Genomic DNA, 18,192 nt, shown 5'->3' on the forward strand with positions numbered 1-18,192 from the left:
CTCCTATGGCACATGCTCTCTACACAAACCTCGATGGCAAACGAATTCTTGTTGCCGGCGCAGGGGTTACGGGCGCAGCTTGTGCGCGTGCGTTGGAAAAACGAGGCTCCACTGTCACGATTGTTGACGAGAAAGTAACGTCGCTCGAAAGTTTCTCAGTCATCACACCTGATGCAGTTAGTTTCTCGAACTTTGATCTCTTATTGGTATCACCTGGATGGCGCGAAGATCATCCTGTTGTACTCGCAGCCCGTGCTGAGCGAATTGCTCTGATCAATGAAGTAGACCTTGCCTGGAGCCTTAAGCCAACTGGTCAAAAATGGATTGCGCTGACCGGAACCAATGGCAAGACATCGACAGTTGAACTCACTGCCGCAATGCTTCGTAGCGGCGGATTCCAGGCAGTTGCTTGCGGCAATGTCGGCACAACTGTGATTGAAACTGTTGATTCCATTGAAAAGCACGACTTTCTCGTTCTCGAACTTTCTTCGTTCCAGCTTCACTGGCTAGAAGATGCGCAATTTGTATCTTCTGCAATTCTTAACATCGCCCAAGATCACGTGGATTGGCATGGCTCATTTGATGCCTATGCAAAAGATAAAATCTCTATTCTTGATAAATCAATGACTGCAGTTCTCAACGCTGATGATGGCGAGATTGTTAACCGCACTACACATTGGCAGGGACGTAAAGTCTTCTTCTCACTCGATACTCCTGCACCCGGTGAAATTGGAGTAGTTGAGGAACTACTAGTGGATCGTGCCTTTGTTGCTGATACGCAAGAAGCGTCCATGATCTGCGAACTCGTTGAAGTAACACCAACAGTTCCCCATAACGTCTCCAATACTTTGGCAGCAGCAGGTCTTGCCCGCACAGTCGGAACGTCACACGAAGCTATTCGCGCTGCTATTCAAGAATTTAGCCCTGGCCGCCATCGCATTGAAAAGGTGGGCGAGAAAGATGGAATTGCGTGGATCAATGATTCCAAGGCGACCAATCCGCATGCCGCATCTGCCTCAATCATGTCAGCGCTCTCAGTCATCTGGGTTGCTGGGGGATTAGCAAAAGGTGCATCGATGTCAGAGCTTGTTACTCGTATCAAATCACGTGTGCGCGTCGCAATTCTCATCGGTGAAGATCGAGAACTGATCGCGCAAGAGTTAACCGAGAAGGCATCACACATCGAGATAATTCGAATAGATGCACCGACTGATTATGTTAAAGGCGGAGCAAGTAATTCATTAATGGAAGAAGTTGTGCGAGCAGCACACGCGAAGGCACTTTCCGGAGATACCGTCCTTTTGGCTCCTGCATGCGCATCAATGGACCAATTCATTTCCTACGGTGATCGCGGAGATAGATTTAAAGATGCAGTAGAGAAAGTTGTTCTCAATGGCTAATAAGACCGCTTCAACATTCTTGGCAAAGCCAGTTAATCATCTCTATATGTTGTTAGTTAGCGCTGGTGCGCTCACCTTCCTCGGTTTGATTATGGTCTTCTCCGCCTCATCCATTACAGCCATTGATAACCAAGGCAGCGCTGCATCCATTGTGATTCGCCAACTGCTCTTTGTGGCGGTCTCTATTCCGCTTGCTGCATATCTTTCTAAGCTTCCTATTATCCGATGGGAAATCATCGGTCGTGTCGGTCTGGTTATCTCGATTGGCCTCCTTGGCCTGCTCTTTATTCCAGGGCTTGGCAAGACGGTGAATGGAAATACCAACTGGATTAATCTGAAGTTTTTTGATGTTCAACCCAGCGAATTCGCCAAGTTACTGATGATCTTGTGGGCAAGCTATCTTCTTGCTCGTAAAGAGAAGTCTGGTCGCCACAGCACCAATGTTGTAAAGCTGATTGCGCCAGGATTTCTCATCATCATGGCGATGATCATGTATGGCCGCGATCTGGGAACCACTTCAGTCGTTGCTGCGATACTCGCTGGCCTGCTCTTCGTCTCAGGTATTCAATTGCGAATCTTGGGTTGGATCACTGCAGCAGGGGCACTCGCATTGGCATTTTTGATTGCAACATCGGGATATCGCGCACAGCGCTTCCTAGTATTTCTCAACCCGTTTGCACCTGAGGATTACAAAAATATTGGATGGCAACCTGCTCACAGCTTGCTCGGTTTAGCTACTGGCGGACTCTTTGGTGTGGGTCTTGGTGGCAGTCGTCAGAAGTGGGGAAATCTCCCCGAAGCACATACTGACTTCATCTTCTCTGTCATTGGTGAAGAACTTGGTCTTGTTGGAACTCTTACAGTGCTTATTCTGATGGCAGTTCTCATCTACTCAATTTTCCGAATCGCGCTTCGCGCACAGGATCCAATGGTTCGTTATGCATGTGCCGGAATCGGTATTTGGATAACCGTGCAGGCATTTCTCAATATCGGTTCAGCTACGAGCGTTCTCCCTGTTGTTGGCGTGACACTTCCTTTAGTCTCTTATGGTGGCTCAGCACTGGTGGTAACTCTCTGCGCAATTGGTTTCGTTGCAGGAGCTGCCTTACGTGATCCAGCGGTGCGAAAAGAAATCGTAAAGAAGAAGAGCAAGTGACCCGAGTACTTTTTGCTGGCGGCGGCACTGCCGGACACGTAGAACCTGCAATCGCGGTTGCCCGCGAATGGCGCGCTCACCATGCAGATTCCAAAATCTCTTTTATTGGAACTCGTAGCGGACTGGAATCACGTCTCGTTCCTGAAGCTGGATTTGAAATTAATTACATAACAAAGGTTCGCATTGCTCGCCGACTATCTCCATCTCTGCTCGTTGCACCCTTTTCACTCCTTCGCTCTGTTGCACAATCAGTAGCTTTGATGCGCAAGCACGATCTCGTTGTTGGTTTCGGGGGATATGTCTCAGCTCCTGCCTATATCGCTGCCGCACTTACACGCACTCCCATCGTTATCCATGAAGCAAATGCGCGCCCCGGGCTGGCCAACCGTCTTGGCGCCCTCTTCACTTCTCATACTGCAATTACACATTCCATCGGTTCTGGAAAACTTTCTGAATCACTTCTAGCTGGATTGCCACTTCGTGAAGATGTGATCAGCGCATATCGATCAGCGTCGCACGATTGGCAGAAAGCACGCGCTGAGGCAAAACGTCAGCTTGGATTTAGTGCAACAAAGCCACTCATCTTTATCTTTGGTGGTTCACAAGGATCCGTTGCTCTTAACCAGGTCATTTCAGATTCACGTTCTGCACTGCTTGCCGACGGTGTTCAAATCCTTCATGGAATTGGTGCCCGCAACGAGGAGCCAACAAAGCTCGATGGATATGAAGCGCGCGGGTACATCACCGATATGGCCACTGCTTATTTAGGAGCAGATCTGATTATTTCTCGCAGCGGTGCGGTGACATGCGCTGAAGTTAATACTTTAGGTCGTTATGCACTCTTCATTCCATTGCCAATTGGAAATGGCGAACAAGAACTCAATGCGCGCGATCTCGTTTCTCAATCTCGCGCCGAAATTCTGCCTCAAAAAGAGTTCACGGCCAGCTGGCTCACTTCGAATATCAAGCGTCTTATTTCTCACAGTGCCACCGCGCCCATCGCAGGTTCAGATATCGATATCAACGCTGCATCTAAGATGGTCTCACTGATGGAACACGCGCTGCACGGAGGTAAGTAGTGAATTCGCTTAAGGGCAAGAAGATTCACTTCATCGGCATCGGTGGTTCTGGGATGAGCGGCCTAGCGCGTATCGCACTCTCCGATGGAATCGCAGTCTCTGGCTCTGATGCAAAAGATTCTTCTGTTCTCACAGCTCTTCGCGCACTCGGTGCAGAAGTCTTCACTTCTCACGAAGCAGCGCACGTTCAGGGCGCGGATGTAGTTATTTACTCCACTGCAATCTCTGCTTCTAATCCTGAGATGGCCTATGCAGTCGAACGCTCCATTCCAATCTTGACTCGCGCACAAGCGCTTGCGGCGCTGATGTCCGGAAGTAAGAGCATCGCTGTTGCTGGAACTCACGGAAAGACTACGACTTCATCAATGCTCACCGTCGCACTTCAGGCATGCGGAGTCGATCCTTCATTTGCCATCGGTGGAACGCTCACTGCATCAGGGTCGAATGCACACCGTGGAACCGGTGATTTCTTCGTCGCTGAGGCAGATGAATCAGATGGATCATTCGTTGAGTACCGACCACTTGCGGCAATCGTTACAAATATTGAACATGACCATGTCGACTTCTTCCACACTCCTGAAGCAGTCACAGAGGTATTCGAGAACTTTGCAGCCACAATTTCACCGCAGGGATTTCTCATCTATTGCGCAGATGACGCTGGGGCAACGCGACTTGGAACCTCAGGGCTAACGTGCACACCTATCTCTTACGGTGAATCAGAGAGTGCGGACCTGCGTATCGATCAGATTGAACTTAAAGCGATTGGATCTTCGGCTCGCGTGATGTGGAGAGGAAGAGCAGTAGGTCATCTCGAACTTCAGGTTCCGGGTCACCATAACCTTCTGAATGCAGCGTCCTGCCTTGCGATGGGTCTGACTCTTGAACTGCCAATCCATCAACTCCTTGAGGGACTCCATAACTTCCGAGGCGCAGGCCGCAGATTTGAATTAAAGGCAACTGAACATGGAATCAGAATTATTGATGACTATGGCCACCATCCAACTGAAATTACTGTGACGCTACAGGCGGCACGTCGCTATGCAGGTGATGGTCGCGTCCTGGTTATTTTCCAGCCTCATCGTTATTCGCGTACACAAGCCTTCTTAGATGACTTTGCAGTTTCACTAGACCTTGCCGACGATGTCACTTTGCTTGAAATTTATGCAGCGAGTGAGAAACCTATTCATGGGGTTTCATCGTCTCTCATTGCCGAAAAGATGAGCCGCGGACATTTCATTCCAAACTTCGCTTCAGCGTCAGAGCGCGTGATTGAGATGGCAAAGCCCGGGGACGTCATCATTACTCTCGGAGCCGGAGATGTAAATTCCCTTGCTCCGATCATCGCCGAAGGGTTGCAACGTCGCTTTGCGTAAAGTCTCAAAGATTCCATTGGTTGCAGTCATAGCTGCGGCGCTCTTCGGTGGACTCATCTATCTCTTGGCATGGTCTTCAATCTTTACAGTTTCATCCATCACGGTCACTGGTTCGCCTACACCTGAATCACAATCAGCGATTACACAGATCTCAGCAATTACTTCAGGTGAGAAGCTTGCACGAGTAGAACCTCAAGCCATTGAGAAGCGCCTACTTCATCTTAAGTGGATTGAGTCTGCACATGTTTCTCGTAACTGGCTTGATGGAGCAGTAGAGATAGTCGTGACGCCCCGAACACCTACTGCAATCTTCAATGGCTCAACTATTGATGCATCCGGAACCATCTTTACTTTGCCCGGATTTACGACGGCGGATCTTCCTCGAGTCTCGGCCAAGACACCGGCTCTAGGCCTTGCTGCAATCAAAGTTTTCCAAGATCTTCCACGAGAGTTTCAGAGAAGTGTCGTATCTCTTACTGCCCGCAACAGCTCTAACTTCGCGCTCTTTGTAGATGTCGATGGTCGCAACGTTCAAATTTTGTGGGGCGCTCATGAAGAAACTGCCTTGAAAATAGAGGTTATTAGCGCACTTCTTACACTTGAAGAGAATAAGAAAATTCGTCGCATTGATGTGAGTGCACCACATGCACCCATCGTTAAGTAATAAAAATTCACTCAAGTTGTAGTTGAGAAAATAGTTCGTGGCGGTCTTTGATTACTACCTTCATACGCCATACGTTGCCGCCATCAAAGAGAGTAGAAATGTAATTCTCAAGTAGAGGTTTACAGTTCTAAAGGGGGACTCACGTGGCTGCACCACAGAATTACTTAGCTGTCATCAAAGTTGTCGGTATCGGCGGCGGCGGAGTAAACGCAATCAATCGCATGATTGATGTTGGATTAAAAGGCGTTGAGTTCATCGCAATCAACACTGATGCACAACACTTATTAATGAGTGATGCAGATGTGAAATTAGATATTGGTCGCGCATCAACAAAGGGTCTCGGTGCAGGCGCTGCTCCTGAAAAGGGACGCCAAGCTGCAATCGATCACACTGAAGAGATTGAAGAAATTCTTCGCGGCGCAGATATGGTTTTTGTAACTGCAGGAGAAGGTGGCGGAACCGGAACTGGTGGAGCCCCAATCGTTGCAAAGATTGCACGCGATCTTGGTGCACTCACAATCGGTGTTGTTACAAAGCCATTCTCATTCGAAGGAAAGATTCGTTCACGTCAAGCAGAAGAAGGAATTGAACTTCTTCGCGAACAAGTAGACACACTTATTGTTATTCCTAACGATCGCCTTCTTGCAATTTCAGATCGTTCAATTACAGCAGTGGACGCATTTAAGAGCGCTGATCAAGTTCTACTTTCCGGCGTTCAAGGAATTACCGAAATCATTACTCAGCCAGGTCTGATTAACCTCGACTTCGCAGATGTGAAGACAGTGATGACAGATGCAGGTTCTGCCCTTATGGGTATTGGCTCTGCTCGCGGAGATAACCGCGCATCACGTGCTGCCGAACTTGCTATCTCAAGTCCACTTCTTGAGGCATCAATCGATGGAGCGATGGGAGTACTTCTCTCAGTTGCCGGCGGTTCTGATCTCGGCCTCTTCGAAATTAACGAAGCATGCGAGCTCGTACAGGCAGCTGCTCACCCAGATGCACGCATCATCTTCGGTACAACTATCGATGACGCTCTAGGCGATGAAGTTCGTATCACTGTTATCGCTGCAGGCTTTGCTGGCGGAGAGCCAAAGAAGGTTGAGATGCCTGTCATCAATGCAACCACTCTTGGTGGCGTGGCAGATCCAATCCCTTCAAATGATCCACTCTCTGTGGCACTCGATTTGGATTCATCTCCTCGTAAGCGCATTACATTTGAAGAGCTCGTCTCTGAAGATGAAATTGATGTTCCAGATTTCATGAAGTAATCCACGAACGCACTTCGCATGAAGTATCGCTTTACCAATCGCACCGGTGGCGCAAGCTCCGGTGCTTTTGCGTCTCTTAACCTAGGCACCCATGTCAATGATGACCTCGAAACTGTTTTAGCAAATAGAGCGCTCTTGGCTAGCGAACTTGGCCCGATTCAATATATGTACCAGGTGCACGGCAATCGAGTGGCGATTATTGAAGAGGTAACGGATGAAGATCCCACTGCAGATGCGTTAGTGACAGGAATACCTGGTCTTTCACTGGCTGTACAGGTGGCTGATTGCATTCCATTATTGCTCCATTCAAGTCAGTCAGTTGCCGCAGTGCATGTGGGTCGCAAAGGACTCGTTAATGGTGTTGCGCTTGCTGCCATAGAGGTAATGCGCGATATGGGATCTACACAAATCACTGCAATCATCGGACCTTCTATTTGTGGAACTTGTTATGAAGTTTCTCAAGAGATCCACGACGAAGTTGTTGCTTTACATCCGGCAGCAACTGCGAAGACTGCACAAGGCACGCCTGCGCTCGACCTTCCTGCAGCTCTGCGGGTTCTCCTGAAAGATGCAGGCATTCCGATTGTCGATGAATTCCAATGCACTCATGAGAATTCTGATCTTTACTCGTATCGTCGCGATGGAGTAACTGGACGCCAAGCAGGGATCATCACGCTATGAGACGCCGCGGAGAATTAGCCACAAATCTCGAAGCCGTTAAGGCGCGGATTAAGAACCCCGAAGTCACGCTGATTGTTGTGACCAAGACATACCCAGTATCTGATGTTCAGATTCTCCATGAACTAGGTGTCAGAGATTTCGGCGAGAACCGAAATGAGGAAGGTTTAGAAAAATCTGCAGCAGTTGAAGGTAGATGGCATTACCAAGGAGAGATCCAAAGTCGAAAGTTACGAGACATTGGAGCGTGGGCTGATGTGGTTCATTCACTCGATAACGCCAGCCATATTTCCAAGTTAGCCAATGTCGCCTCCAAGTCTCTCGATATCTTCCTTCAACTTTCACTCGATGGCGACCCTGCACGTGGGGGAGCCGTTGAATCCGAGCTGCCGGCCCTTGCGGATATCGCACTGGCGTCTGCCAATCTTCACCTCGCCGGGTTGATGTGCGTGCCACCAGTTGCTGCAGACCCCCGTACTGCCTTTACTGAAATTGCAGCGATTCATCAAAGGTTTATCAGTAAATATCCAGAAGCTAAATCCCTCTCTGCTGGAATGTCGGGAGACTTTGAAATTGCTATTGACTGTGGAGCGACACATATTCGCGTAGGTAGCTCAATCCTCGGCTCACGCACGGTGCGCTAGTAACCTAGCCATATGTCAGCACTCAATAAAATGATGGGCTTCCTTGGCCTCGTCGATACAGATGAAGAGACCAACGTTTCCGAGGTTCCACAGCGCGCAGCAGTTGCACGTCCAACTCGCGAACGCACCGGAGTAACAGTTCTAGGTTCTCACCAATCTGCACATCCAGTTGCTTCACAGCCTGCGATGATCGAAGAACCAATCTCTTCATACAACATCATCACTCTTCAGCCACGTTCTTACTCTGAAGCTCGCAAAGTTGGCGAGTACTACCGTGAAGGAAATCCAGTCATCATCAATCTCGATGACATGGAAGAGTCAGAGCGCAAGCGTCTTGTCGACTTCGCAAGTGGTCTCGTCTTCGGACTTCACGGACGTATCGAACGCATCAGCCTTAAGGTCTTCCTACTCTCGCCAGCAAATGTCAGCGTGAGCAATGAAGATAAGACAGCTGCACAAGCTTCGTTCTTCAACCAGAGCTAATACATATGCTCTCATCGCTTCTCGTACAGCTTCTTGGACTTTTTAAGTTAGCTCTCTTCGCACGCATCATTATCGATTACGTTCGAATGTTTGCGCGCAACTGGCGCCCCAACGCGTTCTTCCTAGCGATCTTCGAAGTGATTTACTCAATCACCGATCGACCAATGAGATTTGTGCAGCGCTTCGTTCCACCGCTTCGCCTTGGTGGCGTAGCGATTGATCTCTCTTTCATCGTTTTACTTATTGCGATCAATTTTGCACAGACCGCAATCAGAATAATTCTCTAGTTTCTTAAGCTATCGCGAGAGTTACTCCAACGCTCAATTCGTTATCTCCTGCAGTAACTGCTGCATCAAATTCGAACGAAAGCGCCAGTACTTCATCAGAGATATGAGCAGTGTGGGCTGCAATCACTTCAGCTAACTCGGCAGGTGCGCTCCAGCGCACAGAGATGCGATCTGAAATATCAAAGCCATCGCTCTTGCGACGCTCTTGAATTAAGCGGATGACTTCACGAACGTTTCCTGAAGCTATCAACTCTGGAGATAGAGCTAGATCAAGAGCCACGCTCTCGCCATCATGGCTTGCCACCATCCAGCCGCTCTTTGGAACTTCAGTGACCACTAAGTCATCGATATCAATTGCGAATTCACCAAGTGTTGCCGCGCCAGTTGAGCGCAGACCCTTTACAAGAGCAGTTGCATCAGCTGCAGCAACTAACTTTGCAACATCTTGCACAGCCTTGCCGTATTTAGCACCGAGTGATTTGAAGTTCGCCTTCACTGAGATATCTACTAAATCTCCGTCAGCGTTGGCGATATCTTCAAGCTCGATGACATTGAGTTCATCAGAGATCTGAGCCTTCATATCATCTGGAAGGGAAGCCCATCCTTGCGCCGAAATAAGTGCGCGCTGAAGAGGCTGGCGAATCTTGATGGCAGATTCTGCGCGAGCAGATCGACCTAACTCAACAACGCGTCGAGTCATGGCAACCTGCTCGTTCAGAGCAGCGTTGATGAGAGATGAGTCTGCAACTGGAAAGTCAGTCAGATGCACTGAAGCAACTACAGATGAATCCGCTGGGCGCACCAATACCTGCCATGTGTGTTCTGCGATGAATGGAACCATTGGTGCCAAGAGTTGAGTCACGGTTGTGAGGGTCTCATGCAACGTTGCAAGGGCTGCAACATCGCCATCCCAGAAACGTCGGCGTGAGCGACGTACATACCAGTTAGATAGATCGTCAATAAAGCGAGCAAGAACACGACCGGCAGTCTGCGAATCGAAATCGTTATACGCCGTATCTACTTCAACAATGAGTGCATTGAGTTCACTGATGATCCATTGATCCATCATGGAACGCTCGCTCAAAGCTGGGCTCTGCGAAAGTTCAAACTTTGATGCTTCTGCATAGAGAGCATGGAATGAAATGGTGTTCCAGTAGGTAAGTAGCGTCTTTCGTACAACATCAGAGATTGCATCGTGGCCGACGCGACGTGCAGACCAAGGCGAACCGGCGGCCAACATGTACCAACGGACTGCATCTGCGCCATGTTGGTCCATGAGCGAAATTGGTTCTAGAACATTGCCGAGGTGCTTACTCATCTTGCGACCATCTTTATCCAAGATGTGGCCAAGACAGAGAACGCTCTTGTAAGAACTTTCATCGAAGACCAAAGTTCCAATAGCCATCAATGTGTAGAACCAGCCACGGGTCTGATCGATTGCTTCACAGATAAAGTCAGCTGGGTATGCAGCCTTGAACTTCTCAACTGAGCCTTCCTTATGTGGGTATCCCCACTGAGCAAATGGCATCGCACCTGAGTCATACCAACAGTCAATTACTTCAGGAACGCGATTCATAGTTGCTGAACATTCGGCACATGCAAAGGTGATGTCATCAACGAATGGGCGGTGTGGGTCCATTGCGCTGAGCTCTTGACCCGAAAGTGCACCTAGCTCTTTGAGCGAATCAACACAGACTTCATGCTTATTCTCGCAACGCCAGATGGGAAGGGGAGTACCCCAATAACGATTACGTGAAAGTGCCCAGTCAATATTGTTGGTGAGCCAATCGCCGTAGCGACCAGTCTTAATTGTCTCTGGATGCCAATCAGTCTTCTGATTTTCACGGATCAATTCATCCTTGATAGATGTGGTCCGGATATACCAAGATGGTTGTGCGTAATAGATAAGTGCTGTGTGACAACGCCAGCAGTGTGGGTATTCGTGCTCATATGGCTGATGCTTATAGAGAACGCCGCTTGCCTTTAGCTCTTTCACGAGTGGCTTATCTGCTTCTTTAAAGAACATTCCACCAACGACTGGCACATCTGAAAGGAAGGTTCCATCAGGTGCAATTGGGTTCACAACAGGTAATCCATAGGCACGACAAACCTGAAGGTCATCTGCACCGAATGCAGGGGATTGGTGAACAAGCCCTGTTCCATCTTCAGTGGTGACATAGGTAGCCAAGACAATGAAATGTGAATCCGGAATTTCAAGGTAATCAAATGGGCGCTTATAGGTGGTGCGCTCTAAATCCTTACCCTTAATAGTCTTCAGGATTTCATGATCTCCAGCGACCTTGGAAAGTAGAGGCTGTGCAACAACGAGAATTTCACTTACCTCTTCAACAGTTGCCTTCACCACTACATAATCAACATCTGGGTGGACTGCGACAGCGGTATTAGAGACAAGTGTCCACGGAGTTGTAGTCCATACTAAGAATGAAGCGCCAAGTTCTGCGAGTTCCCCTGATGTTGCAGGAAAGCGAACGAAGACTGATGGGTCGGTAACGGTTTCATATCCTTGCGAAAGTTCGTGATCGGAAAGACCTGTTCCACAACGAGGGCAATATGGTGCAACGCGATGGTCTTGAACAAGCAGACCTTTCTTCCAAATTTCCTTAAGGCTCCACCAAACGCTCTCGACATATTCCGGAGCCATCGTCCAGTAAGCCTGATCGAAATCAACCCAGAAGCCCATTCGCTCTGTCATGGTGGTAAATGCATCGACATGTCGGGTTACAGATTCACGACACTTATCGTTAAAGGGTGCGATTCCAAACTTTTCAATATCGCCCTTGCCGGAAAAACCTAACTCTTTCTCAACAGCAATTTCTACAGGTAGTCCGTGGCAATCCCATCCAGCTTTACGAGTGACGTACTTACCCTTCATTGTTTGGTAACGAGGAAAGACATCTTTAAAGACGCGCGCTTCAATGTGGTGAGTGCCAGGCATTCCGTTAGCGGTAGGAGGGCCTTCATAAAATGTCCAAGGAGTTCCATTGGCACGTGATTGCATGCTCTTCTGGAAAATCTCATTCTCGCGCCAGAAATCTAGAATCGAGTGTTCCATTGCTGGAAGGTCGATCGCCGCTGGGATTGCGCGAAATGGTGATGACATAAAAAATCCTCCAAGAAGTTAAGAACTTCTGGAGGGACGAAATCTGGCGACTTCGCGGTACCACCCGCCTTGTAGCTTCAGCCGTGATGCTGGAGATACCTCTTTATTACTTACATCCGGCTGGTTCTACCCCGCTCATGTGGCGGATCTTCCAGCGTGCTCCGAAGGTGATGGCCTCATCAACGCACTTTTCCTGCAAGGTCTTGCTCGCAAAGTCTAAACCATGCGTGGCAAAGTTGGTTACGAGGGGAAAAACGCATAAGGTGCGCGGCGTGCCAGGAAAAAAGATTGTGAAGAAGGCGGCTAAAAAAGCCCCTGCCAAGAAAGCGCCTGCAAAAAAGGTCGCTAAGAAGGCTCCTGCGAAGAAAGTTGCAGCGAAGAAGGTTGCAAAGAAAGCACCTGCTAAGAAGGCTGCGGTCAAGAAGGCTCCTGCAAAGAAGGCGCCAGCTCCTAAAACTTCTGTGGCAAAGTCACCAGGTCGCCCATTCCCATCAAAGATTGGTAAGACAACTCTTACCGTAGATGAAAAATCTCAGACAGTTTCTGTGGCAACAGTTGTTGCACCCACTGCAGCTCCTGTTGTTGAAGAGCGCCGCTTAGTAATGCCACCTCCTCCGCGTCCCGTAAAGAGCGGAAAGAAAGTTGCACCATTGAAGCCAATTAAGGCAGCTCCTACTCCTGTTACTGCAGCTGAAGGTGAAGCTCCTTGGACTGCTGCAGAGCTCAAGACAATTCGTGCTGATATTGCAAAAGATCTCGAACGTCTTCGCCACGAGCTCGCACTCGTCGAAGCAGAGATGGATGACCTCATCGCAGATTCTGGTGAAGGCGCTGGCGATGATCAAGCTGATTCTGGAACAAAGACTTTCGAACGCGAGCATGAAATGTCACTCGTGATTAATGCTCGCGACATGGTGTTGCAGACAGAACGCGCTCTCGAGCGAATCGATGCAAAGTCATATGGATATTGCGAAGATTGCGGTTCTGCAATTGGTAAGGCACGACTACAAGTATTTCCTCGCGCTACTTTGTGCATGATCTGCAAGCAGAAGGAAGAGCGCCGCTAACGTGCGCCGATTGTTCGCAATCGCGTGGACTATCTGGCTCTTCGATTTTGTAACAAAGACCTGGGCGCTCTCCACATTCTCAGCATCTCCTAAGCCAGTAATTGGATCTCTTCTGCAATTCACACTCATTAGGAATTCCGGCGCAGCATTTAGCCTGGCAACAGGATTTACGATTCTCTTCTCACTTCTTGCCTTAGCTGTTGTCGTGACGGTTATTTCCTATGCCTCACGAATTACATCCCAAGGTTGGCAATGGACAGCAGGGCTCTTGCTAGGTGGAGTTCTCGGCAATCTGACTGATCGAATCTTTCGCGAACCATCATTTCTCAATGGACATGTGATTGATTGGATTCAGATTCCTAATTGGCCGGTCTTCAATATTGCAGATATGGCGATATCAACAGCTGCGGCGATTGCATTTGTGCTGACGATGCGAAATATCCCTCCCATTACACGGGTAAGGTAGCCACATATGACAAGAGATTTACGACAGTTAACAGTTCCCGAAGGCGTCGCAGGGGAACGCATTGATAGCGCGCTGACTCGCGTTTTAGGCCTATCGCGCACAACAATCGTCAAACTTCTTGAAGATGGTGATATCACCACAGGCAATCAAGCGATGCAGAAATCAGATCGCGTTGCAGCAGGACAAGTTATTGAAGTGCTGATGCCAGCGCCTCTCAACCAAGATCCCATTCCTCTCACTCCGCTCGAAGGTCTGACCGTTGTCTATAACGATGATGACATCGTCGTGATTGATAAGCCGGTTGGATGCGCTGCCCACCCAAGTCCAGGATGGATGGGGCCAACTGTTGTGGGTGCCCTGATGGCTGCGGGTTACACAATTTCTACTTCAGGTCCTGCTGAACGTGCCGGCGTTGTACATCGCCTCGATGCCGGAACTTCTGGCCTCATGATTATTGCAAAGACAGAAGCGGCGTATCTCAAACTCAAAGAGATGTTCCGCGAGCATGAAGTCGAAAAGACATATCACGCACTTGTACAAGGACATATGGATCCATCAACTGGAACAATCGATGCGCCTATTGATCGCCACCCAAAGGAAGATCATCGCTTTGCAGTTGTAGCAACAGGTAAAGAGAGCATCACCCATTACGAAGTCATCGAGTATTACCGCTCTGTCTCATTGGTGAAGGTCGAACTCGAAACCGGACGCACTCATCAAATTCGTGTGCACTTCTCTGCACTCGGTCATCCACTCGTGGGGGACACTACATATGGCGCAGATCCTGTCCTCGGTAAGAAAATGAAGATGTCTCGACCTTGGCTTCACGCTCTTGAACTGCGCTTCAACCACCCTACGAATGGAAACCCGCTCGTGTTAACCGCGCCATACCCAGCCGACCTTCAGGCTTCTCTGGCGTTGCTATCCGAAGCAGTTCTGCCTTAGGCGCTAATGTTGCGCCACCATGTCATCTGAAGATTTTTCAGCTTCACGGGCATCGACGCAAGACTCGTTTGTACATCTTCATGTGCATACCGAGTACTCGATGCTCGATGGTGCCGCGCGCGTTGGAGATCTCGTTAATGAGGTAGCCCGCCAAGAAATGCCGGCAATCGCCATGACAGATCACGGAAATGTCTTCGGCGCATTTGATTTTTATAAACAAGCAACGAAAGCTGGCGTCAAACCAATTATTGGTATTGAAGCCTACGTTGCACCTGAATCTCGTTTTGATAAGAAGCGCGTGCAGTGGGCCGATGGTGGCGAAGATGACGTATCAGGTGGCGGCGCATATACGCACATGACCATCCTGGCTGAAAACAATCAAGGGCTCGCAAACTTATTCCGACTATCTTCTCTTGCATCCCTCGAAGGTTATTACTACAAGCCTCGTATGGACCGCGAACTCATCTCTCGCTACGCCGATGGCCTGATTGCAACAACAGGTTGCCCGGGCGGAGAAATCCAAACTCGTCTTCGTATGGGTAATTACAAAGAGGCGTTACGTGCAGCAAGTGATTACCGAGACATCTTTGGCGCCAACAACTTCTTCCTCGAAGTCATGGACCACCAAATCGATATTGAATCTCGCGTAAAGGCGGATCTTCTTAAACTTGGTAAAGAACTTAAACTTCCGTTGCTCGCCACAAATGATCTTCACTACACACGCCATGAAGATGCAGCAGCGCACGAAGCACTTCTCTGCGTGCAATCAGGATCAACTCTTGCCGACCCCAAGCGGTTTAAATTCGATAACGATGAGTTCTATCTCAAGACTCCCGCACAGATGCGCGAGCTCTTTAAAGATATTCCTGAATCCTGCGACAACACTCTTCTCATCGCCGAACGCTGCAACGTCAAATTACGCGAGAACGAAAACTTGCTTCCCGCATTCGAAGTTCCCAAAGGCGAAACTGAAGATACGTGGCTTCGTAAAGAATCAGTCCGCGGTCTCATCGAAAAACTTGGCGAGAAAGCAACCGAGGAATATCGCACTCGCTTGCAATACGAACTCGATGTCATGGCGAAGATGGGATTCCCGGGTTACTTCCTCGTTGTGGCAGACCTTGTTGGACATGCAAAGAAAGTTGGCATTCGCGTAGGCCCTGGTCGTGGATCTGCAGCAGGTTCACTCGTTGCATATGCACTTGGCATCACAGGTCTTGATCCCATCGAACATGGACTTTTGTTTGAGCGATTCCTTAATCCAGAACGTATCTCGATGCCTGATATCGATCTCGACTTCGACGAACGTCGTCGCTCAGAGATGATCCGTTATGCAACTGAAAAGTATGGCGAAGATCGCGTAGCTCAGATCATCACCTACGGAACTATTAAATCTAAGCAGTCACTTAAAGATGCAACTCGCGTTCTTGGTTATCCCTATGCAATCGGTGAAAAACTCACTAAGGCTCTTCCACCTTCAGTTATGGGCAAAGACATCACGCTCTCCGGTGTATTCGACTCTAAAGATGCGCGCCATGGCGAAGCAGGCGAATTCCGTCAACTCTACGAGACAGATCCTGATTCAAAGCGCGTCGTTGATTTAGCAAAGGGCCTTGAAGGTCTAAAGCGTCAGTGGGGAGTGCACGCAGCGGGCGTAATTCTCTCTCGCGAACCTTTGCTCGATGTTATTCCTATCCATCGTCGTGAAGCAGATGGCGCAATCATCACCCAGTTCGATATGGGTGCTTGCGAATCTACTGGGCTTCTCAAGATGGACTTCCTCGGCCTTCGAAACCTTTCTGTTCTCGATGATGCACTTCTTAATATCAAAGCGAATCAAAATATCGATGTAGTTCTTGAAGATTTACCACTGAGCGATCAGAAGACATTCGAACTTCTTTCACGTGGAGATACCTTGGGTGTATTCCAGCTCGACGGCGGGCCGATGCGCGCACTTCTTCGCAGTATGGCACCTGATTCATTTGCCGATATCTCTGCGGTGATCGCCCTGTATCGCCCAGGACCAATGGGCGAGAACGCACACAATAACTATGCCGATCGCAAGAACGGTCGCAAACCTGTCGAGCCAATTCACCCTGAACTTTCTGAGCCACTTCAAGAAATTCTCGGTGACACCTACGGTCTCATTGTTTATCAAGAGCAAGTAATGGCGATCGCCCAGAAAGTTGCTGGCTTTACTCTCGGCCGCGCAGATCTCTTGCGTAAGGCGATGGGTAAGAAGAATAAAGAGATCCTTGATAAGGAGTACATCCCATTCGAAGCTGGCATGAAGGAGAACGGTTTCTCAGTTAGCGCAATTAAGCGCCTCTGGGAAGTTCTGATTCCGTTCTCAGATTACGCATTTAACCGCGCACATAGCGCCGGTTACGGTGTTGTCTCCTTCTGGACCGCCTACCTCAAAGCGAATTATCCAACTGAGTACATGGCAGCACTTCTCACCAGTGTGCGCGATGATAAAGATAAGTCTGCGCTCTATCTCTCCGAGTGCCGTCGTATGGGAATCAAGGTTCTTCCACCCGATGTCAACGAATCAGATGCCGAATACACCCCTCGTGGAAAAGATATTCGCTTCGGCCTTGCTGCAATTCGTAACGTAGGAGAAGGCGTTGTTGCATCCGTAAAGGCTGCTCGAGAAAGCAAGGGAGCATTCGCATCCTTTGGAGATTTCCTCGCAAAAGTCGATGCCAACGTCTGCAACAAGAAGACCATCGAATCTCTCATCAAAGCAGGAGCATTCGATTCTCTGCAGCATCCTCGTAAGGGGCTGATGGCAATCCACCTCGAAGCTATTGATTCAGTGATTGAAACAAAGCGCGCTGAGGCCATCGGGCAGTTCGATCTCTTCGGTGGAGATTCGATTACACAAGTTGCAGGTCTTGATATTGAGATCCCAACAACCGAGTGGGATAAATCAACGCTCCTTACCTTCGAACGCGAAATGTTAGGTCTCTATGTTTCAGACCATCCACTCTTAGGTGTTGAACACGTTCTTCGTTCACATACAGATATGTCGATCAGCCAGCTCCTCGATGATGGTCCACAAGATGGCATGGTCACTATTGGCGGGCTAATCACTGGCATTCAGCGAAAAGTTTCACGACAAGGCGCATCGTGGGCTGTCGTTAACGTTGAAGACCTGGAAGGCGCTATCGAAGTTCTCTTCTTTTCTAATACCTATAACCAATACGCGCTCTCACTCACCGAAGATCGCGTGGTTGTTGTCCGCGGGCGATTCTCACGCACCGATGAACAAGTTCGATTTACCGCTCTTGAAATGAAGATGCCAGATATTTCTGCAGCTCCTACAGGACCTCTACTTATCTCTTTGCCAGCGGCTCAAGTAACTCCACCGATTGTGGAACGAATGAAAGAGATTCTTCGCTCACATCCAGGAAAACGTGAAGTTCATCTGCAAGTCATCGATCAACAGAAATCAACGACTCTTAAAATTGACGCGCTAGTAACTTCATCGCCAAGTTTGAGCGCAGATCTCAAGGCAATTCTTGGGTCAGACTGTCTCATCAGGATTTAAAGGGT

The 18,192-nt window shown here is 48.9% G+C and carries 15 protein-coding genes; 14 read left to right on the forward strand and 1 reads right to left on the reverse strand.

What is annotated here, in order from left to right; genetic code table 11:
- Nucleotides 1-5: 5 nt before the first annotated feature.
- The 10 genes from murD (at nt 6) to A1sIA56_RS02765 (ending at nt 9,035) form a co-directional block, all read left to right on the forward strand.
- The gene (gene murD, locus A1sIA56_RS02720) at nt 6-1,400 is read left to right on the forward strand and encodes a UDP-N-acetylmuramoyl-L-alanine--D-glutamate ligase (protein ID WP_095673423.1); all 1,395 of its coding nucleotides are present in this window, start codon (nt 6-8) and stop codon (nt 1,398-1,400) included.
- Nucleotides 1,393-2,556: a putative lipid II flippase FtsW gene (gene ftsW, locus A1sIA56_RS02725; RefSeq protein ID WP_095673424.1), complete on the forward strand. Its 1,164-nt coding sequence runs from the start codon at nt 1,393-1,395 to the stop codon at nt 2,554-2,556. Before murD ends, ftsW begins: the two co-directional genes overlap by 8 nt.
- The gene (locus A1sIA56_RS02730) at nt 2,553-3,635 is read left to right on the forward strand and encodes a UDP-N-acetylglucosamine--N-acetylmuramyl-(pentapeptide) pyrophosphoryl-undecaprenol N-acetylglucosamine transferase (protein WP_095673425.1); all 1,083 of its coding nucleotides are present in this window, start codon (nt 2,553-2,555) and stop codon (nt 3,633-3,635) included. Before ftsW ends, A1sIA56_RS02730 begins: the two co-directional genes overlap by 4 nt.
- Complete coding sequence (gene murC, locus A1sIA56_RS02735) at nt 3,635-5,008, forward strand: UDP-N-acetylmuramate--L-alanine ligase (protein ID WP_095673426.1); 1,374 nt, start codon at nt 3,635-3,637, stop codon at nt 5,006-5,008. The genes A1sIA56_RS02730 and murC overlap by 1 nt, the downstream gene beginning before the upstream one ends.
- On the forward strand, nt 5,001-5,672 hold the full coding sequence (locus A1sIA56_RS02740) for a cell division protein FtsQ/DivIB (RefSeq protein ID WP_095673427.1): 672 nt from the start codon (nt 5,001-5,003) through the stop codon (nt 5,670-5,672). The genes murC and A1sIA56_RS02740 overlap by 8 nt, the downstream gene beginning before the upstream one ends.
- A 143-nt stretch (nt 5,673-5,815) precedes the next feature.
- The gene (gene ftsZ, locus A1sIA56_RS02745; protein ID WP_095673428.1) at nt 5,816-6,943 is read left to right on the forward strand and encodes a cell division protein FtsZ; all 1,128 of its coding nucleotides are present in this window, start codon (nt 5,816-5,818) and stop codon (nt 6,941-6,943) included.
- 18 nt (nt 6,944-6,961) lie between these two features.
- A complete protein-coding gene (pgeF, locus tag A1sIA56_RS02750) occupies nt 6,962-7,624 on the forward strand; it encodes a peptidoglycan editing factor PgeF (protein WP_095673429.1) in 663 nt (220 codons plus the stop codon).
- Nucleotides 7,621-8,265, forward strand: coding sequence for a YggS family pyridoxal phosphate-dependent enzyme (locus tag A1sIA56_RS02755; protein ID WP_095673430.1), 645 nt, complete (start codon nt 7,621-7,623; stop codon nt 8,263-8,265). The genes pgeF and A1sIA56_RS02755 overlap by 4 nt, the downstream gene beginning before the upstream one ends.
- A 12-nt stretch (nt 8,266-8,277) precedes the next feature.
- Nucleotides 8,278-8,748 carry a cell division protein SepF gene (locus A1sIA56_RS07035; protein ID WP_095673431.1) on the forward strand — a complete coding sequence of 157 codons (471 nt, stop codon included), beginning with the start codon at nt 8,278-8,280 and terminating at the stop codon, nt 8,746-8,748.
- Between the two features lie 5 nt (nt 8,749-8,753).
- Nucleotides 8,754-9,035, forward strand: coding sequence for a YggT family protein (locus tag A1sIA56_RS02765; RefSeq protein ID WP_095673432.1), 282 nt, complete (start codon nt 8,754-8,756; stop codon nt 9,033-9,035).
- A 4-nt stretch (nt 9,036-9,039) separates the two neighbouring features.
- On the opposite strand, the gene ileS is transcribed toward A1sIA56_RS02765, so the two are convergent.
- On the reverse strand, nt 9,040-12,156 hold the full coding sequence (gene ileS, locus A1sIA56_RS02770; RefSeq protein ID WP_095673433.1) for an isoleucine--tRNA ligase: 3,117 nt from the start codon (nt 12,154-12,156) through the stop codon (nt 9,040-9,042).
- A 272-nt stretch (nt 12,157-12,428) separates the two neighbouring features.
- On the opposite strand from ileS, the gene A1sIA56_RS02775 reads away from it, so the two are divergent.
- From A1sIA56_RS02775 to dnaE, 4 genes are read left to right on the forward strand one after another with little or no spacing between them, the layout of a single operon-like run.
- A complete protein-coding gene (locus tag A1sIA56_RS02775; protein ID WP_223298474.1) occupies nt 12,429-13,223 on the forward strand; it encodes a TraR/DksA family transcriptional regulator in 795 nt (264 codons plus the stop codon).
- Between the two features lies 1 nt (nt 13,224).
- Entirely contained in the window at nt 13,225-13,689 is a 465-nt protein-coding gene (locus A1sIA56_RS02780) for a signal peptidase II (protein WP_095673434.1), read from the forward strand.
- Between the two features lie 6 nt (nt 13,690-13,695).
- A complete protein-coding gene (locus A1sIA56_RS02785) occupies nt 13,696-14,634 on the forward strand; it encodes an RluA family pseudouridine synthase (protein ID WP_095673435.1) in 939 nt (312 codons plus the stop codon).
- Between the two features lie 19 nt (nt 14,635-14,653).
- Nucleotides 14,654-18,187 (forward strand): DNA polymerase III subunit alpha, encoded by a 3,534-nt coding sequence (gene dnaE, locus A1sIA56_RS02790; protein WP_095673436.1) that lies wholly within the window; start codon nt 14,654-14,656, stop codon nt 18,185-18,187.
- Nucleotides 18,188-18,192 lie beyond the last annotated feature (5 nt).

This window comes from Candidatus Planktophila sulfonica (assembly GCF_002288065.1).
Classification (GTDB): domain Bacteria; phylum Actinomycetota; class Actinomycetes; order Nanopelagicales; family Nanopelagicaceae; genus Planktophila; species Planktophila sulfonica.